This is a genomic window from Burkholderia sp. Bp9015 (assembly GCF_003853505.1).
GTDB lineage: Bacteria > Pseudomonadota > Gammaproteobacteria > Burkholderiales > Burkholderiaceae > Burkholderia.
On record NZ_QTPZ01000052.1, the window covers coordinates 24,516 to 45,200 of the forward strand.

Annotated in this window: 21 protein-coding genes; 7 read left to right on the forward strand and 14 right to left on the reverse strand. The window is 69.8% G+C overall.

Going from position 1 to position 20,685, the window contains the following annotated elements:
• Nucleotide 1 precedes the first annotated feature (1 nt).
• Together DIE12_RS34855 and DIE12_RS34860 are read right to left on the reverse strand one after the other, a co-directional pair.
• Nucleotides 2-1,240 carry an MFS transporter gene (locus tag DIE12_RS34855; protein WP_124522977.1) on the reverse strand — a complete coding sequence of 413 codons (1,239 nt, stop codon included), beginning with the start codon at nt 1,238-1,240 and terminating at the stop codon, nt 2-4.
• Entirely contained in the window at nt 1,237-2,439 is a 1,203-nt protein-coding gene (locus DIE12_RS34860) for a serine hydrolase (RefSeq protein WP_124522975.1), read from the reverse strand. Before DIE12_RS34860 ends, DIE12_RS34855 begins: the two co-directional genes overlap by 4 nt.
• 113 nt (nt 2,440-2,552) lie before the next feature.
• Between DIE12_RS34860 and DIE12_RS34865 the strand changes: the two genes are divergently transcribed.
• Nucleotides 2,553-3,437, forward strand: a complete 885-nt coding sequence (locus DIE12_RS34865; protein WP_124523141.1) for a LysR family transcriptional regulator — start codon at nt 2,553-2,555, stop codon at nt 3,435-3,437.
• A 13-nt stretch (nt 3,438-3,450) separates the two neighbouring features.
• On the opposite strand, the gene DIE12_RS34870 is transcribed toward DIE12_RS34865, so the two are convergent.
• The 8 genes from DIE12_RS34870 to DIE12_RS34905 all read right to left on the reverse strand — a co-directional run bounded on the left by DIE12_RS34870 (nt 3,451) and on the right by DIE12_RS34905 (nt 11,806).
• Nucleotides 3,451-4,560 (reverse strand): ABC transporter ATP-binding protein, encoded by a 1,110-nt coding sequence (locus DIE12_RS34870; protein WP_124522971.1) that lies wholly within the window; start codon nt 4,558-4,560, stop codon nt 3,451-3,453.
• Nucleotides 4,561-4,622: 62 nt separating this feature from the next.
• Nucleotides 4,623-5,351 (reverse strand): HAD family phosphatase, encoded by a 729-nt coding sequence (locus tag DIE12_RS34875; RefSeq protein ID WP_124522969.1) that lies wholly within the window; start codon nt 5,349-5,351, stop codon nt 4,623-4,625.
• Nucleotides 5,348-6,199 (reverse strand): carbohydrate ABC transporter permease, encoded by an 852-nt coding sequence (locus tag DIE12_RS34880; RefSeq protein WP_124486945.1) that lies wholly within the window; start codon nt 6,197-6,199, stop codon nt 5,348-5,350. The genes DIE12_RS34875 and DIE12_RS34880 overlap by 4 nt, the downstream gene beginning before the upstream one ends.
• Complete coding sequence (locus tag DIE12_RS34885) at nt 6,196-7,143, reverse strand: carbohydrate ABC transporter permease (RefSeq protein WP_044844473.1); 948 nt, start codon at nt 7,141-7,143, stop codon at nt 6,196-6,198. Before DIE12_RS34885 ends, DIE12_RS34880 begins: the two co-directional genes overlap by 4 nt.
• 102 nt (nt 7,144-7,245) lie before the next feature.
• Entirely contained in the window at nt 7,246-8,571 is a 1,326-nt protein-coding gene (locus tag DIE12_RS34890; protein WP_044844474.1) for a sugar ABC transporter substrate-binding protein, read from the reverse strand.
• A gap of 89 nt (nt 8,572-8,660) precedes the next feature.
• Complete coding sequence (locus tag DIE12_RS34895) at nt 8,661-10,013, reverse strand: D-tagatose-bisphosphate aldolase, class II, non-catalytic subunit (protein ID WP_124522967.1); 1,353 nt, start codon at nt 10,011-10,013, stop codon at nt 8,661-8,663.
• Nucleotides 10,001-10,957 (reverse strand): sugar kinase, encoded by a 957-nt coding sequence (locus DIE12_RS34900; RefSeq protein ID WP_185500338.1) that lies wholly within the window; start codon nt 10,955-10,957, stop codon nt 10,001-10,003. The genes DIE12_RS34895 and DIE12_RS34900 overlap by 13 nt, the downstream gene beginning before the upstream one ends.
• A gap of 72 nt (nt 10,958-11,029) precedes the next feature.
• Entirely contained in the window at nt 11,030-11,806 is a 777-nt protein-coding gene (locus tag DIE12_RS34905) for an L-iditol 2-dehydrogenase (RefSeq protein ID WP_124486942.1), read from the reverse strand.
• A gap of 328 nt (nt 11,807-12,134) precedes the next feature.
• Between DIE12_RS34905 and DIE12_RS34910 the strand changes: the two genes are divergently transcribed.
• The 5 genes from DIE12_RS34910 (at nt 12,135) to DIE12_RS34930 (ending at nt 15,718) form a co-directional block, all read left to right on the forward strand.
• On the forward strand, nt 12,135-12,596 hold the full coding sequence (locus DIE12_RS34910; protein WP_014896195.1) for a Fur family transcriptional regulator: 462 nt from the start codon (nt 12,135-12,137) through the stop codon (nt 12,594-12,596).
• 48 nt (nt 12,597-12,644) lie between these two features.
• Complete coding sequence (locus tag DIE12_RS34915) at nt 12,645-13,559, forward strand: metal ABC transporter solute-binding protein, Zn/Mn family (protein WP_044844477.1); 915 nt, start codon at nt 12,645-12,647, stop codon at nt 13,557-13,559.
• A 13-nt stretch (nt 13,560-13,572) separates the two neighbouring features.
• Complete coding sequence (locus tag DIE12_RS34920; protein WP_124522963.1) at nt 13,573-14,466, forward strand: ABC transporter ATP-binding protein; 894 nt, start codon at nt 13,573-13,575, stop codon at nt 14,464-14,466.
• Nucleotides 14,459-15,244, forward strand: a complete 786-nt coding sequence (locus tag DIE12_RS34925; RefSeq protein ID WP_044844479.1) for a metal ABC transporter permease — start codon at nt 14,459-14,461, stop codon at nt 15,242-15,244. Before DIE12_RS34920 ends, DIE12_RS34925 begins: the two co-directional genes overlap by 8 nt.
• A gap of 195 nt (nt 15,245-15,439) precedes the next feature.
• Nucleotides 15,440-15,718, forward strand: coding sequence for a hypothetical protein (locus DIE12_RS34930; protein ID WP_124523138.1), 279 nt, complete (start codon nt 15,440-15,442; stop codon nt 15,716-15,718).
• 28 nt (nt 15,719-15,746) lie between these two features.
• Here DIE12_RS34930 and fghA read toward each other — a convergent pair whose 3' ends face one another.
• From fghA to DIE12_RS34945, 3 genes are read right to left on the reverse strand one after another with little or no spacing between them, the layout of a single operon-like run.
• Entirely contained in the window at nt 15,747-16,595 is an 849-nt protein-coding gene (gene fghA / locus DIE12_RS34935; protein WP_124522959.1) for an S-formylglutathione hydrolase, read from the reverse strand.
• 15 nt (nt 16,596-16,610) lie between these two features.
• The gene (locus DIE12_RS39120) at nt 16,611-16,832 is read right to left on the reverse strand and encodes a hypothetical protein (RefSeq protein WP_185500333.1); all 222 of its coding nucleotides are present in this window, start codon (nt 16,830-16,832) and stop codon (nt 16,611-16,613) included.
• 20 nt (nt 16,833-16,852) lie between these two features.
• The gene (locus DIE12_RS34945; RefSeq protein ID WP_124522957.1) at nt 16,853-18,304 is read right to left on the reverse strand and encodes a xylulokinase; all 1,452 of its coding nucleotides are present in this window, start codon (nt 18,302-18,304) and stop codon (nt 16,853-16,855) included.
• 449 nt (nt 18,305-18,753) lie between these two features.
• Here DIE12_RS34945 and DIE12_RS34950 point away from each other — a divergent pair, with 449 nt between their 5' ends.
• The gene (locus tag DIE12_RS34950) at nt 18,754-20,130 is read left to right on the forward strand and encodes a nucleobase:cation symporter-2 family protein (protein ID WP_185500334.1); all 1,377 of its coding nucleotides are present in this window, start codon (nt 18,754-18,756) and stop codon (nt 20,128-20,130) included.
• A gap of 258 nt (nt 20,131-20,388) precedes the next feature.
• Here DIE12_RS34950 and DIE12_RS34955 read toward each other — a convergent pair.
• On the reverse strand, nt 20,389-20,685 hold a 297-nt coding region (locus DIE12_RS34955; RefSeq protein WP_148092730.1), incomplete at its 5' end, for a TolC family protein.

Consider the following 20,685-nt stretch of genomic DNA (forward strand, 5'->3'; position numbering starts at 1 on the left):
CTCACGCGGCCGCGCGCGGCGCCGGAAACGCATGCCGGCGCGCGCACCATGCGCCGAGCCACGCCGCCGCCAGCAGCGCGACCAGCACCCACGGAATCGCGCCCGCGCCCGTCGCGCCGAGCAGCATCCCGCCCGCGATGCCGCCGCCCGCGATCGCGAGGTTCCACACCGTCACGAGCATCGACTGCGCGACGTCGGCCGCATCGCCCGCCGCGTTCGCGGTGGCCGTCTGGAACAGCGTCGGCGCGCCGCCGAACGCGAGCCCCCACAGCGCGACACCCGCATAAACGATCGTCATCCCGGACCCGGCACCGAGCATCGCCGCCGCAAGCGCGAACAGCGCGATGCTCGCGAGCGTCAGCCGCCGCTGCGCGGCGCCGATCCATGCGCCCGTCAGCGCGATGCCGACCAGCGACGCGATACCGAACACGAACAGCACCGCATCGACCTGCGCGCCCATCCGCACGCCGGCAAGGAACGGCGCGACGTACGTGTACAGCATGTTGTGCGCGAGCACATAGGCGAACATCACGACCAGCACCGGCCGCACGCCGGGCAGTGCGATCACGCCGAGCACCGGCTCGCGGGCGCCGGCGGGCTGCCCCGGATAGTCGGGCACGCGCAGCCGGATCCAGCCGATCAGCGCGAGCGCCGCGACCGTGATGCCCGCGAACGCGATGCGCCAGCCGAACATCGCGCCGAGCGCGGTGCCGGCCGGGATGCCGATCGACATCGCGACCGGCGCGCCGAGCATCGCGACCGCGATCGCCCGGCCGCGCAGCGATGCGTCGACCATCCGGCTCGCATAGCCGGCCAGGAGCGCCCACAACAGCCCGGCCGACATGCCCGCGACGAAGCGCGCGGCGAGCGTGAGCGCGTAATACGGCGACGCTGCCGTCAACGCATTCGACACGACGAACCCCGCAAGCGCCGCGAGCAGCAGCCGGCGCCTGCGCATCGCGCGCGTCGCGGCGACGAGCGGGATCGCCGCGACGATCGAGCCGAGCGCGTAGACGGTCACGAGCTGGCCGATCAACGCCTCGGTCACGCGCAGGTCGATGCTCATCAACGGGAGCAAGCCGGCCGGCAACGCTTCGGTGAGGATCGTGATGAACCCGGCGGTGGCGAGCGCCAGCAGGTTCGCGACCGGCAGGCGTTCGCGCACCGGTGCGGACAGACCGGACGCCGGGTCGGCGACGCGGTCGGAAGCGCGGTCGGGAACGGATACGCACCCGCTCATGCCGCGCTCCGGTCGTCGACGCCATACACCGCGTCGCGCACGTCGGTGACGACACGCCCGTGCATCCCTTCGTACAACGTATTGGTCAGCGCGACGACCGTCAGCCCGGCCGCGCGGTCGACGAACCACGCATGCCCGTACGCACCGCCCCAGCGCCACGTGCCGACCGACTCCGGCGACTGCGCGGCCGCCGGATCGCGCAGCACCGAAAAACCGAGCCCGAAACCGAATCCCGGCGCGTCCGGCAGGTCGTGCGCGCCCGGCTGCACGCGCGCCATCTCGTCGATCCAGCGGCGCGCGAGCCAGCCGTCGCGGCCGGTGCGCAACGCATCGAGCAGCGTCATGCAGTCCAGCGCGGTGCCCACCATTCCCGCGCCGCCCGACGGCCACGCGGCCGCGTCGAACGCGCGCGCCGGCGCGAAGCGGATGCCGACCGTGCCGTCGTACACCGGCGCGAGATCGTCGTCGGCCATCCGGCGCGGCGCGCCCGGCGTGCTGACGTACGGCGTCGCGAAGCGCGCGGCGTCATTCGAGTAGAACGCGGTGTCGGTCATCCCGAGCGGCGTCGTGACGAGCGCGGCCACGGCTTCGGCGAGCGGCCGGCCGTCGACCGCCTCGATCAGCGCGCCGACCACGTCGGTCGCGAGCGAGTAGTCCCACGACGTGCCGGGCGCGAACCGCAGCGGCACGCCGGCGATGCGCCGCACGTTCTCCGCGAGCGACAGGTCCGCGCGGTCCATCCCGTCGGACACGCCGGCACGCGCATACGGGCCGTCGGCGTCGGCTTCGAGGAAGCGGTAGCCGAGCCCGGCCGTATGCGACAGCAGATGACGCAACGTGATGTCGGCCGGCGTGCCGTCGGGCAGCGTCGGCCGGAACGCGGGCAACCAGCGCGCGACCGGCTCGTCGAGCCCGATGCGCCCCGCCGCGACCAGCCGCATCGCGGCGGCCGTCACGATCGGCTTCGACACCGATGCGAGCCGGAACAGCGTGTCCTCCCGCATCGGCGAGCCGGCCTCGCGATCGGCCAGACCGGCCGCGCGCGCATAGCGAAGTTGGCCGTGGCGGGCGACCAGCACGACCGCGCCGACCACGCGCGCATCGGCCAGCGCGCGATCGAGCGCGGCGTCGAGGCGCTCGGGCAGCGCGGCGTCGGCATCCGGTTCGGCGCGGTGGGCGGTGACAGGCAGGGATGACATGGCGTGACCTCGAACAGTGAAGGAACGCCCATCGTAGGGAGCCGGCGCGAGAAGAAAAACCGGGTTAGAGTTCCGGACACTCCGGACATCGATGTCCGCAATCGAGAACCAGCATGGAAAATCTTGGCGGCTTCGTCGTGTTCGTCCAGGTCGCGGAAACGCGCAGTTTCGTCGCGGCCGGCCGCGCGCTCGGGCTGTCGGCGTCGGCGATCGGCAAGCGCATCGCGCGGCTCGAGGCGCGGCTGAACGTAAGGCTCTTTCACCGCAGCACGCGCAGCATCACGCTGACCGCGGAAGGCACGCGCTTCCTGGAACGGTGCCGACGCGTGATCGCCGAGATCGACGCGGCCGAGCAGGAACTGACGCACAGCGCCGAAGCGCCGCGCGGGCGCCTGCGCGTGAGCCTGCCGACGATCGGCACGCTGCTGCTGCCGCTGCTCGCCGATTTCATGGCCGCATATCCGGAGATCGAACTCGACATCGATTTCAGCGACCGCCTCGTCGACGTCGTCGAGGAAGGCTTCGACGCGGTGCTGCGCACCGGCCAGCCGACGGATTCGCGGCTGTCGTCGCGGCTGCTCCGCCATTTCCGCCAGCACCTCGTCGCGTCGCCCGACTACCTCGCGCGGCACGGCACGCCGCGCACGCCGGCCGATCTCGCGCAGCATCGCTGCCTGCACTACCGCTTTCCGAGCAGCGGCAAGCTCGAGACTTGGCCGCTGCGCGTGCCGCATGCGAGTACGCCGCCCGAGGTGCCGGTCGCGATGGTCAGCAACAGCGCGGAAGCGCGCCTGTGCTTCACGCTGCGCGGGCTCAGCATCGCGTGCCTGCCCGAGTTCTTCGTGCGCGACGCGCTCGACGACGGCACGTTGTGCGCGGTGCTCGACGAACACGTCGCGAGCTGCACGCCGATCTACGTCCTGTGGCCGTCAGGCCGCCATCCGACGCCGAAACTGCGTGCCTTCGTCGATTACATGGCCGACCACCTGCGGCTCTGACCGGCGCGCGCCCTCACGCCGCCTTCGCGTGCGCGCTCAAGCGCCGGAACGCCTGGCCTTGCTCGTCGAACAGGTGGCAGTGCTCGGCCTGCGCATGCACGTGCAGCGCCTCGCCGGTGCGGTACATGTCGAGCGGCGGAATCCGCGCGATCAGCCCGTCCGGCGCGACCGCCGACTCCGCATACAGGTACGCGGCATCGCCGAGCGATTCGACGGCCATCGTCCGCGCGGCCACGCCGGTCTCCGCCTGCCCCACCATCAGATGCTCGGGCCGCACGCCGACGGTCACCGCCGCGCCGCGCAGCAGCCCGGCCGCCTCGACCGCGACGCGCTGCGTCTCGCCGCTGCCGAAGCGCACCAGCACGCCGGCCGCGTCGACCGACTCGACGGTGCCTTTCAGGAAGTTCATCTTCGGCGAGCCGATGAAGCCCGCGACGAACTGGTTGGCCGGCGCGTGGTACAGCGCGTTTGGCGTGCCGACCTGCTGCACCGCGCCGCCCGACAGCACGACGATCTTGTCGGCGAGCGTCATCGCCTCGACCTGGTCGTGCGTCACGTAGATCATCGTGGTCTTCAGCTCGTCGTGCAGCCGCGCGAATTCCAGCCGCATCTTCACGCGCAGCGCCGCGTCGAGGTTCGACAACGGCTCGTCGAACAGGAACACCTTCGGCTTGCGCGTGATCGCGCGGCCGATCGCGACGCGCTGCCGCTGGCCGCCCGACAGCTGCTTCGGCTTGCGGTCGAGCAGGTGGTCGATGTGCAGGATCTTCGCGGCCTGCTTCACCGCCTGGTCGATCTCGGGCTTCTTCGCGCCGGCGAGCTTCAGGCCGAACGCCATGTTGTCGTACAGCGTCATGTGCGGGTACAGCGCATACGACTGGAACACCATCGCGATGCCGCGCTTGGCGCTCGGCACGTCGTTGACCTTCGCGCCGTCGATCAGCAGCTCGCCGCTCGAGATGTCCTCGAGCCCGGCGATCATCCGCATCAGCGTGGATTTGCCGCAGCCGCTCGGCCCGACGAACACGACGAATTCGCCGTCGGCGATGTCGAGGTTCACGTTGCGCAGCACTTCGGTGTCGTCGTAGCGCTTCGCGATGTTGCGCAGGAGCACGCTTGCCATGGTCTGTCTCCGTTCGTTCGTGATGCGCCGCGTTGAAGGCGGCGCGCATTCGTTCCTGGTTGCTAGCCCGGCAGCACCGCGCCAGTCGCCTGCCAGCGCGCGACGTAGCCGGGCAGCTCGTGCATGTCGTCGAATACGTGACGCGCGCCGATCCCGCGCAACGCGTCGATCTGCGCGGCCGACGCATGCCCGCCGCCGACGAAGCCGAGCACGGTCATGCCGGCCGCGGCGGCCGCGGTGATGCCGGTCACGCTGTCCTCGACGACGAGGCACTGCGCGGGCACCGCGCCGAGCGCACGCGCGGCCGCGAGATACACGTCGGGCGCCGGCTTCGGCCTCGCCACGGCGTCCGCGCAGAACAGCCGGTCGCCGAAGAAGCGCGCGAGGCCGGTGCGCGCGAGCGCCGCCTCGACGTACGCGCGGTAGCTGTTGCTCGCGCACGCGGTCGTCAGGTTGAGCGCCGCGAGGGCCTTGTCGATGCCGTCGACCATCGGCGCGTTGACGGCCGCCGCCTCGACCGCGCGGCGGATCGCGTCGACGTCGCCGGCCGACAGCGTGCGGCCGACGGCCTCGCCCGCGCCGGCCAGCACGCGCTCGATGCGCAGCCCGAGCAGCGGCATCACCGCCGGCCGCGCGTCGACACCCGGCCAGCGCGCATCGAGCTCGCGCACGATCACGTCGGCGGCGACGGCCTCGCTGTCGATCAGCACGCCGTCGCAGTCGCAGATCAGCACGTTCATCCCGTGACCGAACGCGCGTTCGCCGGCCGCACCTTCGCCGGTAGCGCTCATTTGACCGCCCCGAACGTGAGCCCGCGCACGAGCTGCTTCTGCGACAGCCAGCCGACGATCAGGATCGGCGCGACCGCGAGCAGGGAAGCCGCGGACAGCTTCGCCCAGAACAGCCCCTCGGGGCTCGAGTACGACGCGATGAACACGGTCAGCGGCGCGGCGTTCGAGCTCGACAGGTTGATGCTCCAGAACGCCTCGTTCCACGACAGGATCACGAGCAGCAGCGCGGTGGACGCGAGCCCCGGCAGCGCCATCGGCATCAGCAGGTAGACGATCTCCTGCCACGTCGACGCGCCGTCGATGCGCCCCGCTTCGAGGATGTCCTTCGGGATCTCGTTGAAGTACGTGAAGGTCATCCACACCGCGATCGGCAGGTTGATCAGCGTGTACACGATCACGAGGCCCGACACGGTATCGAGCAGCCCCGCGTTCTTCCACAGCAGGTAGATCGGCACGAGCACGCCGACCGACGGCATCATCTTGGTCGACAGCATCCACAGCAGCACCTTCTGCGTGCGGTGGTTCGGGAAGAACGCCATCGCGTAGGCCGCCGGCACCGCGAGCAGCAGCGAGATCACCGTGACGCCGGCCGAGATCAGCACCGAGTTCCACGCGAACGAGAAGTAGTTGCTGCGCGCGAACACCTCGCGGAAGCTGTCGAGCGTCGGCATGAAGAACAGCGTCGACGCATACGCCTGCTGCTCGGTCTTGAACGCGGTGATCGCCATCCAGAAGATCGGGAAGAACAGCAGCAGCGCGAGCAGCCACGCGAGCGCACCGGGCAGCGCGCGCCGCACGAGGTCGAATGCAGCCGGCGCGCGCCGGCCTTCCAAAGTCAGGTCGCTCATTTCTCGTACTCCCCCTTCAGGTTGCGCGCGAGCATCCGCACCAGGAAGAACGACACGACGTTCGCGACCACGACGGCGATGATCCCCCCCGCGGATGCGAGGCCGACGTCGAACTGCTGCAGGCCGAGCGCATAGATCAGGTACGACAGGTTGGTCGTCGCATCGCCCGGGCCGCCGCCCGTCGTCGTGTAGATCTCCGCGAAGATCGACAGCAGGAAGATCGTCTCCATCATCACGACCACGGCGATCGCGCGCTTCAGGTGCGGCAGCGTGATGTAGAAAAACATCGCGATCGGGCCCGCGCCGTCGATGCGCGCGGCTTCCTTCTGCTCCTGGTCGAGCGACTGGATCGCGGTGAACAGGATCAGGAACGCGAACGGCAGCCACTGCCACGCGACGATGATGATCACGGCGGTGAGCGGGTAATCGGCGAACCAGTCGATCGGCGTCATCCCGAGCGCGCGCATCGCGTTCGCGACGAGCCCGTACACCGGATGCAGGATCATGTTCTTCCAGATCAGCGCGGCGACCGTCGGCATCACGAAGAACGGCGCGATCGCGAGCAGGCGGGCCACGCCCTGCCCGTAGAACTTGCGGTCGAACAGCACGGCCATCAGCACGCCGCCGACCACGGTGATCGCGAGCACCGCGCCGATCAGCACGAGCGTGTGCCAGATCGCGGGCAGGAACGACGGATCGGTCGCGAGGAAGCGGTAGTTGTCGATCCCGGCGAAGCCCTTCACGTCCGGGTTCAGCAGGTTGTAGCGCGAGAACGAATACCAGATCGTCATCGCGAGCGGGATCGACATCCACAGCAGCAGCACCGCGACGGACGGCGACACGAGCCAGCTGGCGCCGCCGCGCGCGCGGCGCGGCGCGCCCGGCGGCGACGATGCATCGCCGACCGGCGACGCGTGGCTCAGGGGAAGACGCAAATGACGCATGATCGGAGTCCCTCCGGTTGAGACGCGGGCACGAACGGGCGGCCCGCCTTTCTGCATCGGCGACGCGCACCGTGCGCGGCGGCGCGCACGGTGCCAGCCGCGTTACTTCTTGTAGCCGGCCTGCCGGACCGCGCGGTCGGCCGCCGCCTGCCCGGCGGCGAGCGCCTGGTCGACCGTCATCTGGCCGGCCACCGCACCCGCGATCGCCTGCCCGACCACCGTGCCGAACGACTGGAATTCAGGAATCCCGACGTACTGCACGCCCGTGTACGGCACCTTCTTCAGCGACGGATCGTTCGGGTCGGCCGTCTCGATCGCCTTCAGCACGAAGTCCGAGAACGGCGCGGCGGCCTTGTACTCGGCGCGCTGGTAGGTCGACGTGCGGGTGCCCGGCGGCACCGACGCCCAGCCTTCGTCCTTGCCGACCATCTCGATGTACTGCTTCGACGTCGCCCACGCGATGAACTTGCGCGCGGCGTCCTGCTGCTTCGACGTCTTCGGCACGGCCAGCGCCCACGCCCACAGCCAGTGCGAGCCCTTCGGCGTGGCGGCGACCGGCGCGGCGGCGAAGCCGATCCGGTCGGCGACCTGCGACTGCTGTTTGTTATAGAGCATCCCGGCCGCGACCGTCGCGTCGATCCACATCGCGCACTTGCCCGACGCGGTCAGGGTCAGGTTCTCGTTGAAGCCGTTCGAGCTCGCTCCCGGCGGGCCGTCCTTCTTCAGCAGGTTCACGTAGAAGCCGATCGCCTTCTTCCATTCCGGCGACGTGAGCTGCGCGTTCCAGTTCTCGTCGAACCAGCGCCCGCCGAACGTGTTCACGACCGTCGACACGTACGCCATGTTCTCGCCCCAGCCGGCCTTGCCGCGCAGGCAGATCCCGTAGGTGCCCTTCGCCTTGTCGGTGAGCTTGTCCGCGAACTCGGCGATCTGGTCGTAGGTCGGCTGGTCGGGCATCTTGAGCCCCTTCGCAGCGAACAGGTCCTTGCGGTAGAACGTCATCGAGCTCTCGACGTAGAACGGCAGCGCATACAGCTGGCCGTTGTACGACAGGCTGTCGCGTGCGGTCTTCACGATGTCGTTCAGGTCGTAGTCGGCGGGCAGCCCCGTGATCGGCGCGAGCCAGCCGCGCTTGCCCCACTGCGGCGTCTCGTAGGTGCCGATCGCCATCACGTCGAACTGGCCGCTGCCGGTCGTGATGTCGGTGGTCGCGCGCTGGCGCAGCACGTTCTCCTCGAGGATCACCCAGTTCAGCTTGATATCCGGGTTCGCCTTCTCGAACGCCGGCGACAGCTTCTTCAACTCGATCATGTCCGGGTTGTTCAGCGTCGCGATCGTCAGCGTGCCGGCGGACGCCGCGCACGCGGCCGTCGCGAGCGCGGCCCCGGCGAAGCAGCGTACGGCGGCATCGAGCATCTTTCGTTGCATGGCATGTCTCCTGTGATTGTTCGAACTGTCGTCGGTGTTGCGTATTGCGTATTGCGTGTGTCGCGTTGCTGCACTTCCTTCGCGGCCCGTCACGCCGGCCGCTGCATCCCGCACGCGCGCGCATAGTGCGCGATCACGTCGCGTATCCGGTGGCGCACCCAGGCGCGCGGCTCCTTCGCGAGGCCACCCGCGCGGCACGCCGCGTACACGTCCGGCAGCCACTGCGCGACGAGCGTTTCGGGCACCGGTTGCCGCGCGAGGTTGTCGAACAACTGCTCGACCGCCGCCGCGACGGCCGGCTGCAGCCAGTAGTAGCGGATCCGGTCGCTGTAGCTGAACTGGCGCGCGAGCCGCTGCTCGGTCTCGTCGCCGCGGTAGTACGGCGCCCAGTGCTCGGGCTGCGCGCGCATCGCGGCATCGACCACGTCGCGCAACCGCGAGCGCTGCGCGCCGTCGCCGATCAGCGCGTCCTCGATGAAGGTGAGCGCGAACAGCGCCTCGCGCAGCGCGAAGGTCAGCGCGGGGCCAACCTTCAGCACCGCGAAGTGGTCGCGCACGAGCGCGGCGAGCGCGCCTTCGGTCTGGTAGTCGGTCGAATGCGCTTCGAACACGAGGCGCGGCGTGCGCAGGATGCTTGCACCGAGCGATGCGGCCTTCGCGCTGTCGTAGTCGAGCACGTGGCGATCGTCGAAATCGACGCCCGGCTGCGCGACGATCGCGACCACGCGCGTCCATGCGTCGTCGAGCCCGGCCGCCGCGAATGCGCTGCGATGCGCGTCGAGCGTCGCCGCGATGCTGTCGCTGCGCGTGACCGCGATCCGCGCGATCGCATCGCCGGCTGCGTCGCCGGCCACTTCGCCGCCCGGCGTCGGCACCTCGGTGCCGATCACGTAGACGGGCGCGACGCCGGCGCGCGCCGCCGCGTCTTCGGCCGCGCGGCACAGCCCGGCCGCGCGCGCGGCGATCGTCCGGTCGTCGAGCCGCGCCGGATCGTCCGCACACGCCATGCTCGCATCGAGATGGATCTTCTCGAACCCGGCTTCGACATACGCGGCGACCATCGCGGCCGCTTCGCGCATCGCGTCGGCCGCGCGGCGGTGCCGCCACGGGTTCGGTCCCAGATGATCGCCGCCGAGCACCAGCGCCGACGGCGCGAGCCCGCAGCGCTGCGCGATCGCATCGACGTCGCGCCGGAAATCGGCGGGCGTCATGCCCGTATAGCCGCCGAGATGGTTCACCTGGTTGCAGGTCGCCTCGATCAGGAGCGGCGAGCCGTCCGCGCGCGCGGCCTCGCACGCGGCCTCCAGCACGAGCCGGTGCGCGCTGCAGACCGAATAGATGCCGCGCTGCGCCTGCGCGCGGTTCGCGTCGAAGATCATTCGCAGCACGGCGCCGGCGTGCGCGCTGCGCGGGCGTTCGGCAGTGGAAGTCAGGCCGGGCATGCGACACCTCGTTCGGTCAGGAAGCGGTCGATCTCGGCCGCGCTGCTGTTGCCCTCCATCGGGCCGCGCCGCGTGACCGCGATCGCGCCGGCCGCGTTCGCGCGGCGCAGTGCGACGTCGATCGGCAGGCCGGTGACGAGACTCGCGACCAGCGTGCCGCCGAAGCAGTCGCCGGCGCCGGTCGGGTCGCGTTCGTCGACGGGATAAGCCGGCGCGTCAACGCGGCTCGCGCGGTCGAACGCCACGCTGCCGGCCGCGCCGCGCTTGAGCACGACGCGTTCGAGCAGCGGATGCGTCGCGAGCAGCCCGGCGATCGCGCGCTCGGCCGGCTGCGGCCCGCAGAAGAACGGCAGGTCGGCCTCGCTCGGCAGGAACAGGTGGCACGCGGCGAGCAGCGTGTCGAGCGCCGCGCGCATCGGGCGGAAGCTCAGCATCTCGGGCCGCACGTTCGGGTCGAACGACACCTTCGCGCCGGCGCGCGCCGCCTCGATCACGCCGCGCTGGACCGCCGCGATCGCCGATTCGCTCGTCAGCGACGAGCCCATCACGTGGAAGTAGCGGCAGCCGTCGAACATCGCGGTGTCGACGTCGGATGCGTCGACGCACGCGGCCGCGCTGGTCGACAGGCTGAACACGAAGCTGCGCGAACCGTCGTCGCGATACGCGACGAACGCGGTGCCGGTCGGACGTGCGACGCGGCGGATGCGCGCGACGTCGACGCCATCGCGCTCGAGCCGCGCGACGATCGCGTCGCCGAACGCGTCGCGGCCGACGCAGCCCGCATACGCGACGCGCACGCCGAGCCGCGCGGCCTGGTCGGCGAAGATCGCCGGCGCGCCGCTCGGGAACGGGCCCGCGAACAGGCCCGGCACGTCGAAGCCCTGGCCGCGCTCGGCGGCGACGAATTCGGCCAGCAGTTCGCCGGCAACCACGATCTCCGCCATCATGCGTGTCCTCGTGCGGCGGCGGCCGCGCGCGGCACGAACGCCAGGGGTAAGCGTGCGAGCGGCGCCACTTCAGCTCATCCAGTTGCCGCCGTCGACGTTCAGCGTCTGGGCGGTGATGTAGTCGGCGTCGGCCGACGCGAGGAACAGCGCGGCGCCCGTCAGGTCGCCCGGCACGCCCATCCGCCCGAGCGGCACGGCAACGCCGACGAGCCGCTTCTTCTCGCCGAGCGGCCGGTTCTCGTAGCGCGCGAACAACGCATCGACCTGCTCCCACATCGGCGTGTCGACCACGCCCGGCGCGATGCCGTTCACGTTGATCCGGTGCGGTGCGAGCGCGAGCGCGGCCGACTGCGTATAGCTGATTACCGCGGCCTTGGTCGCGCAGTAGTGCGAAACGAGTGCCTCGCCGCGACGCCCCGCCTGCGACGACATGTTGACGATCTTGCCGCCGCGGCCCTGCTCGACCATCCGCTGCGCGACCGCCTGCATCAGGAAGAACAGCCCTTTCACGTTGACCGCGAACAGCCGGTCGAACACGTCCCAGGATTCGTCGAGGAGCGGGCGCATGTCGAACAGCGCCGCGTTGTTGAACAGGATGTCGACGCCGCCGAAGCGCTCGACCGCGGTCGCGACGATGCGCGCGATGTCGTCGCGGCGCGTGACGTCCGCGGTAACGGCCACCGCCCGGCCGGGATTTTGCTCGATCAGCCGCGCGAGCGAGCCGCTCGGCGGCTTCACGTCGACCAGCACGCAGCGCGCGCCCTCGTCCAGATAGCGTTGCGCGACCGCTTCGCCGATGCCGCTTGCCGCGCCCGTCAGGATCGCGACCTTGTCTGCCAGTCTCACTGGTTGTCTCCGGTTCGTTCTGCTGCACGAAGGCCGCGAGGTGAGCGAACGCTCGCCGGCCGATCAATTGCTCTGTTGTTGATCGAATGATCGGATACGCGATTCATGCTGTCAAGGCGACACGGCGGCTTTCGATGATGCGCTGCGGCACGGCCGCGCCGTGCGCCGGCCGGCGACCCGCGCCCGGCAAGGCGCGGCGGGCTGGGTGCGGCGCGGCTGAAACGGCGCTGAAGGGGACAGAGCGCGTGCATCGGCAGGAATTCGGGCTGCACGGCATGGAGATACGTTATATCATCGCGATACTTCGTTTCATTGCCTGCTTCACGCCATGGCCACCTCATCGCCCATCGACGCCCGGCTGTCCCGGGCCGACGCATTCGCCGCCGAGCACGGGCTCGCGTGGACGCCGCTGCGCCGCCAGGTCTACGAACGCGTGCTGGCCGCGCAGCGCCCGATCGGCGCGTACGACCTGCTCGCCGAGCTCGAGCCCCAACGCGGCCGCGTGCCGCCCACGACCGTCTATCGCGCGCTGGATTTCCTCGTCGAGCACGGCTTCATCCACCGGATCGAATCGAAGAACGCGTTCTTCGCGTGCTGCGAGATCGGCGTGCCGCACGAAGGCCAGTTCCTGATCTGCGATTCGTGCGGCGAGACCGTCGAGATCCCGGGCAGCGACCTCGCGAAACAGTTGTCCGCGAGCGAGCCCGCGCACGGGTTCGAAGTCCACCACCAGGTCGTCGAGCTGAACGGCCTGTGCGGGCACTGCAAGGGCAAGCCCGCGCAACGCTGACACCGCACCGCGCGGCGCACGGCGCCGCCCCTTCCAACGAGGAGTTCCATGTCCATTGCCCTGAAGCGCGCGCCGCGGCGCGCCCTGCCGCTTGCCCGCCTGCTGGCCGCTGCTGCTGCCGCGCTGTCGATCGCGGCGCCCGCGTTCGCGCAGGCCGCGACCGTCAACGTGGTCGCCGCCGAGAATTTCTATGGCGACGTCGCGTCGCAGATCGGCGGCCGCCATGTCGCGGTAACCAGCATCCTCAGCAGTCCCGACCAGGATCCGCACCTGTTCGAAGCGAGCCCGAAGACCGCGCGCGCGCTGCAGCACGCGCAGGTCGTGATCTACAACGGCGCGAACTACGACCCGTGGATGGCCAAGCTGCTGTCCGCATCGAAGCAGGCGAAGCGCGCGACGATCGTCGTCGCGGATCTCGTCGGCAAGAAGGCCGGCGACAACCCGCACCTGTGGTACGACCCGGCGACCATGCCGGCCGCGGCGCGCGCGATCGCGGCCGAGCTCGGCCGGGCCGACCCGGCGAACAAGGCCGACTACGACGCGAACCTGCAGAAGTTCGTCGCGTCGCTGAAGCCGATCGACGACAAGGTCGCCGCGCTGCGCGCGCAGTACAAGGGCGTGCCGGTGACGGCCACCGAGCCGGTGTTCGGCTACATGTCGGATGCGATCGGCCTCGACATGCGCAACCAGCGCTTCCAGCTCGCGACGATGAACGACACCGAAGCCAGCGCGCAGGACGTCGCCGCGTTCGAGAACGACCTGCGCAAGAAGCAGGTGCGCGTGCTGATCTACAACAGCCAGGCCGAAGCGCCGATGACCAAGCGCCTGCTGAAGGTCGCGCGCGACGGCGGCGTGCCGAGCGTCAGCGTCACCGAGACGCAACCGGCCGGCAAGACCTTCCAGCAATGGATGGCCGGCCAGCTCGACGCGCTCGCGGCCGCGCTTTCCGCCAGCAAGAAATGATTCACGCTACGACATGACCGCCACTCCCCACGCACTCGCACTCGATCGCGTCACGCTCGAACTGGGCGGACGCACGATCCTGCGCAACGTGAGCTTCTCGATCGAACCCGGCGAATTCGTCGGCGTGCTCGGGCCGAACGGCGCGGGCAAGACGACGCTGATGCGCGCGGTGCTCGGCCTCGTGCCCGTCACGGGTGGCACGCTGTCGGTCGGCGGCGTGCCGGTCGTGCGCGGCAACGCGTCGATCGGCTACATGCCGCAGATCAGAAGCGGCCTCGCGAATCGCCGGATGCGCGGCTACGACTTCGTCGCGATGGCCGCCGACGGCCACCGCTGGGGGCTGCCGCACACGAACGCCGCGACGCGGCGCGACGTCGACCGCGTGCTCGACCTCGTCGGCGGCCCGACGCTCGCGCGCCGGCCGCTGTCGGAACTGTCGGGCGGCGAGCGGCAGCGCCTGCTGCTCGCGCAGTGCCTGCTCGGCAGCCCGAAGCTGCTGCTGCTCGACGAGCCGCTGATCAGCCTCGACCCGAACCACCAGCGCGGCGTCGTCGAACTCGTGCGCAACGTCCAGCGCGAGCTCGGCATCACCGTGCTGTTTTCCGCGCACGAACTGAATCCGCTGCTGAACGCGCTCGACCGCGTGCTGTATCTCGGCAACGGCGTCGCGGCGCTCGGCACCGTCGACGAGGTGATCACGAAACCCGTGCTGTCGCGCCTGTACGGCTCGCCGATCGACGTGATGCGCGTGAACGGCAGGATCTTCGTGATGTCGGGCGACGTCGAAATCGAGAAGCACGATCACGAACACGAGGACGACGACGGCCACTCGCACGGCGGCGGCGGTCACGATCACGGTCACCACCACCACGGACACGCTCATCCCGGGCATTCGCACGATGTTTGAATACGACTTCATGATCAACGCGTTCGCCGCGTCGGGGATCGTCGCGGTGCTCGCGGGCATCGTCGGCTACTTCCTGGTGCTGCGCGGACAAACCTTCGCCGGCCACGCGCTGTCGCACGTCGGCTTCACCGGCGCGACCGGCGCGGTGCTGCTCGGCATCTCGCCGATCTGGGGGATGGTCGGCTTCACGCTCGCGGCCGGGATCGGGATGGGCGCGCTCGGCGAACGGCTCGCCGGCCGCGACGTCGCGATCGGCGTGATCCTGTCGGGCGCGCTCGGCTTCGGGCTGCTGTTCCTGCATTTCTACACGTCGTTCGCGACGCAGGTCACCGCGCTGCTGTTCGGCAACGTGCTCGCGGTCAGCCACGATACGCTCGCGGTGCTGGCAGGCATCGGCGCGGTGAGCCTCGTCGCGCTCGCGCTGATCGCGCGGCCGCTGCTGTTCGCGTCGCTGCAGCCCGAACTGGCCGAAGCCAAGGGCGTGTCGCTGCGCACGGTGTCGATGCTGTTCCTCGCGGTGTGCGCGCTCGCGGTGGCCGCGGCGACGCAGATCGTCGGCGTGCTGCTCGTGTTCACGCTGCTGGTCGGGCCGGCCGCGGCCGCGCAGAACGTGTCGACGCGGCTGTCGACCGGCGTGCTGCTCGCCGCGCTGTTCGCGCTGTTCGAAGCGTGGGCCGGGATCGCGCTCGCGTATCACACCGACTGGCCGACGAGTTTCTGGATCACCGCGCTGTCCGCGCTCGTGTATGGGGCGAGCCTGTTGCGGCGACGCACATGACGTTCAGCGGGCGCTCGACAGGGTGCGCAATCGCGCATGTCGGCACGCCCCCAAAGGCGTGCAGGGAATCAGCAGGGTATGCGTGACCATCGAATCGACGATCGATTACGCGCGACTGAGAAACTTGCTGATCGCGCAGAAGCCGGTTCCGATCCCCGGCTCCTCCGTGCGTGCGTACGGCACGATTACAGTCAAATGAAGCGAGTCGCGTACCGAGCCGCGGTGACCGCTTGGGTACTCGTGGCATCCGTGTCGCTTGCACGGCTGTGCCTCACTCACGAGTCGTTCGCACTGCCGATACCCGAGCGCGCGTGGGCTTGGCTCGTCACGCATGTTCCCGGATTCTGGGACGGCGAGTCGGGCGATGATCTCGTCATCGTCGTGCATTTGCTGATAGCGCTTGCGGTCGTGATACCGGTGACCTGGCTCGCCTTGCGCACGCTGCGAAAGTGGAAGCGCCGCGCCACTCGCTGATGGCGGATGGCGCGGCCGGTTTATCGCACTAACGTGCCAGCACCCGCGCATGATGCGCGACGTGATCGGCGATGAACGTCGAGATGAAGTAGTAACCGTGGTCGTAGCCCGCATGGCGGCGCAGCGTCAGCGGCTGGCCGGCTTTCGCGCACGCGGCTTCGAACACGTCGGGGTTCAGCTGGTTCGCGAGGAACTGGTCGGCGAGGCCCTGGTCGACGAGAATGCCGTCCGCGAACTTCGGCGCATCCGCGCGCGCGACGAGCTCGCTTGCGTCGTGCTGTTTCCACGCTTCGCGGTCGGCACCCAGATAACCCGAGAACGCCTTCTCGCCCCACGGGCAGCGCGTCGGCGCGGCGATCGGCGCGAACGCCGACACCGACCGGTACAGGTCGGGGTGACGCAGCGCGAGCGTCAGCGCGCCGTGCCCGCCCATCGAGTGGCCGAAGATTCCGAGCCGCGCGCCGTCGATCGGCAGCTCGGCCGCGACGAGTTCGCGCAGCTCGCCCGTCACGTACGACTCCATCCGGTAATGCGTCGACCACGGTGCTTGCGTCGCGTCGACATAGAAACCCGCGCCGACGCCGAAATCCCACGCCTCCGACTCGCCCGGCACACCCGCGCCGCGCGGGCTCGTGTCGGGCATCACGAGCGCGAGGCCGTGCTGCGCCGCGTACTGCTGCGCGCCGCCCTTGATCGCGAACGTCTCCTCGGTGCAGGTGAGCCCCGCGAGATAGAACAGCGCCGGCACGCGGCCGTGCGCCGCCTGCGGCGGCAGGTACACCGAGAACTTCATCGGCAGGCCGATCGCCTTCGAATCGTGGCGATAGAAGCGTTGCTCGCCACCGTGGCAAGCATGCGAAGAAACGAGTTCGAGCATGGGGTTCCCTTCCGTTCAATACAGCACGATCGGGCGAATCGATTCGCCCTTCTTCATCGGGTCGACGCCGTCGTCGAGCATCTCGCGCGGCAGCGCATGCGTGATCAGGTCGAGCCGTACCGCGCGACACGGCGAAGCCGTATCGTGTCCGGCATGATCTCCGATCCCGCTGCCCGTCGCGCGCGGGAAACGGTCGTCGGCTTGCCGCGAGGCGTCACCGCTGTCGCAACAGGACAATCCAGGACAAGTGCCCGAGTTTAAACGCCGCTCGTGAACCACGCATCCGTTCGCGCATACAGATCGATGAAACGCGCATGACGGGCGGCCAGCGCGCGATCGTCGCGCGGCGCGGCGACGGGTGACGCAGCCGGCGCCAGCGTGCGCAGCGCGTCGTCGCGCCAGTGTCCGATCGCGACGCCGGCGAGCAGCGCGGCACCGCGCGTCGCGGCGTTCGGGCAATCGACCGCGTCCAGCGACGCGCCGAGCGCATCCGCGAGCAACTGGCGCCAGCGCGGATCGACCGAGCCGCCGCCGGCGAGGCGCAGCGTCGTCACCGGATCGGCCGGGTTCGCCGCGCGGATCGCATCGAGCCCCGCGCGCAGCGCGAACGCGACACCTTCGAATGCGGCGCGCATCATCGCGCCGCGCGTGTCGCCGAGCCCGAGCCCGAGCCAGCCGCCGCGCGCATCGGGATTCATCCACGGCGAGCGCTCGCCCGTCAGGTACGGCAGGAAGCACAGCCGCTCGGACGCCGGCTGCGCGAACGCGTCGTCGTACGCATCCGCCCAGCCCGGATAGCCGAGCCAGCCGCGCACGGCTTCGAGCGCGAGCCCGACGTTCTGCATCGCGGCCATCGTGTAATAACCATCGCCGGCTGCCGCGCGATAGCGGTGCAGCCCACGCCGCGCGGGCGGCAGCGCATCCGCGAGCACGACGATCTGGCCGCCGCTGCCGGTGGTCAGCAGCGCGTCGCCGGCCGCGACGAGCCCGCTGCCGAGCGCCGCGCACGCGGTATCGGCCGCCCCCGTCGCCAGCGGCACGCCGGCCGGCAGCCCGAGTGCCGCCGCGGCCTTCGCATCGAGCACGCCGCAGCGCGCGCCCGACGCCCGCACCGGCGCGAATCGGTCGAGCGGCAGGCCCAGCGACTCGATCAGCGCCGTATCCCATGCGCCGTCCGGCGTCGCGAGCGCGGTCGCGCACGCGTCGCTCGGATCGGCCACGACCTCGCCGCCCAGCGCCACGCGCAGCCAGTCCTTCGGCTGCACGGCCCAGCGTGCGGCCCGCAGCGCCTGCGGTTCGTGTGCGGCCAGCCAGCGCAACAGCGGCCCCGCCATGCCGGGCGCGACGGGATTCGGTGCGACGGGCAAACCGGCGGCGGGCCAATCCGCCGCGTCCGCTTCGCGCACCGCGCGCGTATCGGGCCACAACAGCGCGGGCCGCACCGGCTGCCCGGCCGCGTCGATCAGCACGACGCCATGCATCTGGCCGGAGAAGCCGATCGCGGCGACCTGCGCGCGCTCGCCGGCCGGCAGCCGCGCGGCGGCCCGCACGAGCGCCTGCCACCAGACGTCGGGCGCGATTTCGGCCCAGCCGGGCTGCGGCGACGACAACGCATAGGGTTCGCTCGCCACCGCGCGCTCGATGCCATCGGCATCGAGCGTGACGAGTTTGACGGAGCCGGTGCCGAGGTCGATTCCGAGCAGGCGCATGACGGGATGGCGTAGTCGAGTGGACGGATATCGATGATAGCGGGATCGCGCCATGCGCCCCGATTTTTGCGACGCTTTCGGCCGCGCGGCGACGCGAAAACACGGTCGTGAACGACCGGCTTCGCCGGGCCGCACCTTGCCCGCCAAAACAGCCGCCCGCGGGTTAACCCGGCGCGATCTTGCTCCGGTCGTTTTTGCCACTATGCCGCGGTCGCGATACACACCATAAAGCGGCCGATATTTGACACGGGGGTCCGCGCTATTTTGTAGGGCTATAAAACCGGGGAACCTCACTCCAGCGGCAGTTTCCCGATGATCGACACCCTGTTTCATGCCGACCAGGCATATCGAACCAGCAAAGAACGGAATAGAACCCAGCGCTCTTGTTGCGATGTGGCATTCCGCATAACTTCGTACCACCCCGAAAACAAGATCATGGAGTGAGACAGATGCAATCGAACACGGTCCATCCGTGCGATGAGGTGCTGCCGACCGGCAAGCTTGTAACGCTTGGTCTCCAGCACGTCCTCGTCATGTACGCCGGCGCCGTCGCCGTGCCGCTTATCGTCGGCGGCGCGCTGAAGCTGCCGAAAGACCAGATCGCGTTCCTGATCAGCGCCGATCTGTTTTCGTGCGGCATCGCCACGCTGATCCAGACGCTCGGCCTGTGGATCTTCGGGATCCGCCTGCCCGTCATCATGGGCTGCACGTTCGCGGCCGTCGGCCCGATGATCGCGATCGGCACCAACCCCGGCCTCGGCATTCTCGACGTCTTCGGCTCGACCATCGCGGCCGGCATCATCGGCATCGTGCTCGCGCCGATGATCGGCAAGCTGTTGCGGTTCTTCCCGCCGGTCGTGGTCGGCACCGTGATCGCGGTGATCGGGCTGTCGCTGATGGAAGTCGGGATCAACTGGGCAGCCGGCGGCGTCGGCAACCCCGAATACGGCAGCCCCGTCTACCTCGGCCTGTCGCTGCTCGTGCTCACGCTGATCCTGCTGATCAACAAGTACGGCCGCGGCTTCCTCGCGAACATCTCGGTGCTGCTCGGCATCGTCGCCGGCTTCGTGATCGCGTTCGCGATCGGCCGCGTGAATACCGACGGCGTCGCGCACGCACCGTGGGTCGGCTTCGTGATGCCGTTCCACTTCGGCCTGCCGCACTTCGACCCGCTGTCGATCGCGACGATGGTCACGGTGATGTTCGTCACGTTCATCGAATCGACCGGCATGTTCCTCGCGGTCGGCGACATGGTCGATCGTCCGGTCAACCAGGACCGCCTCGTGCGCGGCCTGCGCGTCGACGGCCTCGGCACGCTGATCGGCGGCATCTTCAACTCGTTCCCGCATACGTCGTTCTCGCAGAACGTCGGCCTGATCGGCGTGACGGGCGTGAAGAGCCGGTTCGTCTGCGCGACGGGCGGCGTGATCCTGGTGCTGCTCGGCCTGTTCCCGAAGATGGCGCAGGTCGTCGCGTCGGTGCCGCCGTTCGTGCTCGGCGGCGCGGGCATCGTGATGTTCGGGATGGTGGCCGCGAACGGCATCAAGGTGCTGTCGAAGGTCGACTTCGTGAACAACTCGCACAACCTGTTCATCGTCGCCGTGAGCGTCGGCATGGGCCTCGTGCCGGTCGTGTCGCCGCACTTCTTCTCGAAGCTGCCGCCGGCGCTCGCGCCGATCCTGCATAGCGGCATCCTGCTCGCGTCGGCCACCGCCGTGATCCTGAACGTCGTGTTCAACGGCGTGAAAGGCGAGAAAGACGCGCGTTGCGAGATCCGCCGCGCAGGGCACGACTTCGACGGACGCCCGGCCGACGTGCATCACTGATCGGTCCGACCCGGACGCGCCGAAGGACGGCGCGATACGGAAAAGGAAAAACGCCACGGCTTGCCGTGGCGTTTTGCTTTGCGGCGAGTGATTGAGCGACGATAGCGGAGGTGCCGGTGATGACGATCCGCGGTCGCGGCCAACCGAACCGGCCGCACAAAAAAAACGCCACGGACCTTCGTCCGTGGCGTTGTCGCATCCCGGGGACCGCGACTTCGGCGAACCGGCGCGGTCGCCCGCTCCTGCCCGCCGTCGCGCTTACCCGTTCGTCGCTGCCGCCGACGCAGCAGCCGGAGCAGCCGCCTTGTCGTAGTCGACCGTCTCGTCCGGTGCGCGCGGCGTCTCGCCCGCGTGCTGGATCCAGCCGCCGCCCAGTGCGCGGTACAGCGTGACGAGGTTCGTCCAGCGTGCCAGGCGCGCGCTGATCAGCGACTGCTGCGCCGAGTACAGGTCGGTCTGCGCGGTCAGCACCGACAGGTAGCTGTCGACACCGTTCTTGTAGCGCAGGTCCGACAGGTCGAAGCGACGCTGCTGCGCGTGCTCGTTGCGCTCGAG

Excerpts from the sequence above, each read along its gene's own strand:
- DIE12_RS34855 (WP_124522977.1), bottom strand. The coding sequence starts at position 1,240 with ATGAGCGGGTGCGTATCCGTTCCCGACCGCGCTTCCGACCGCGTCGCC.
- DIE12_RS34860 (WP_124522975.1), bottom strand. The coding sequence starts at position 2,439 with ATGTCATCCCTGCCTGTCACCGCCCACCGCGCCGAACCGGATGCCGAC.
- DIE12_RS34865 (WP_124523141.1), top strand. The coding sequence starts at position 2,553 with ATGGAAAATCTTGGCGGCTTCGTCGTGTTCGTCCAGGTCGCGGAAACG.
- DIE12_RS34870 (WP_124522971.1), bottom strand. The coding sequence starts at position 4,560 with ATGGCAAGCGTGCTCCTGCGCAACATCGCGAAGCGCTACGACGACACC.
- DIE12_RS34875 (WP_124522969.1), bottom strand. The coding sequence starts at position 5,351 with ATGAGCGCTACCGGCGAAGGTGCGGCCGGCGAACGCGCGTTCGGTCAC.
- DIE12_RS34880 (WP_124486945.1), bottom strand. The coding sequence starts at position 6,199 with ATGAGCGACCTGACTTTGGAAGGCCGGCGCGCGCCGGCTGCATTCGAC.
- DIE12_RS34885 (WP_044844473.1), bottom strand. The coding sequence starts at position 7,143 with ATGCGTCATTTGCGTCTTCCCCTGAGCCACGCGTCGCCGGTCGGCGAT.
- DIE12_RS34890 (WP_044844474.1), bottom strand. The coding sequence starts at position 8,571 with ATGCAACGAAAGATGCTCGATGCCGCCGTACGCTGCTTCGCCGGGGCC.
- DIE12_RS34895 (WP_124522967.1), bottom strand. The coding sequence starts at position 10,013 with ATGCCCGGCCTGACTTCCACTGCCGAACGCCCGCGCAGCGCGCACGCC.
- DIE12_RS34900 (WP_185500338.1), bottom strand. The coding sequence starts at position 10,957 with ATGGCGGAGATCGTGGTTGCCGGCGAACTGCTGGCCGAATTCGTCGCC.
- DIE12_RS34910 (WP_014896195.1), top strand. The coding sequence starts at position 12,135 with ATGGCCACCTCATCGCCCATCGACGCCCGGCTGTCCCGGGCCGACGCA.
- DIE12_RS34915 (WP_044844477.1), top strand. The coding sequence starts at position 12,645 with ATGTCCATTGCCCTGAAGCGCGCGCCGCGGCGCGCCCTGCCGCTTGCC.
- DIE12_RS34920 (WP_124522963.1), top strand. The coding sequence starts at position 13,573 with ATGACCGCCACTCCCCACGCACTCGCACTCGATCGCGTCACGCTCGAA.
- DIE12_RS34925 (WP_044844479.1), top strand. The coding sequence starts at position 14,459 with ATGTTTGAATACGACTTCATGATCAACGCGTTCGCCGCGTCGGGGATC.
- DIE12_RS34930 (WP_124523138.1), top strand. The coding sequence starts at position 15,440 with ATGAAGCGAGTCGCGTACCGAGCCGCGGTGACCGCTTGGGTACTCGTG.
- fghA (WP_124522959.1), bottom strand. The coding sequence starts at position 16,595 with ATGCTCGAACTCGTTTCTTCGCATGCTTGCCACGGTGGCGAGCAACGC.
- DIE12_RS34945 (WP_124522957.1), bottom strand. The coding sequence starts at position 18,304 with ATGCGCCTGCTCGGAATCGACCTCGGCACCGGCTCCGTCAAACTCGTC.
- DIE12_RS34950 (WP_185500334.1), top strand. The coding sequence starts at position 18,754 with ATGCAATCGAACACGGTCCATCCGTGCGATGAGGTGCTGCCGACCGGC.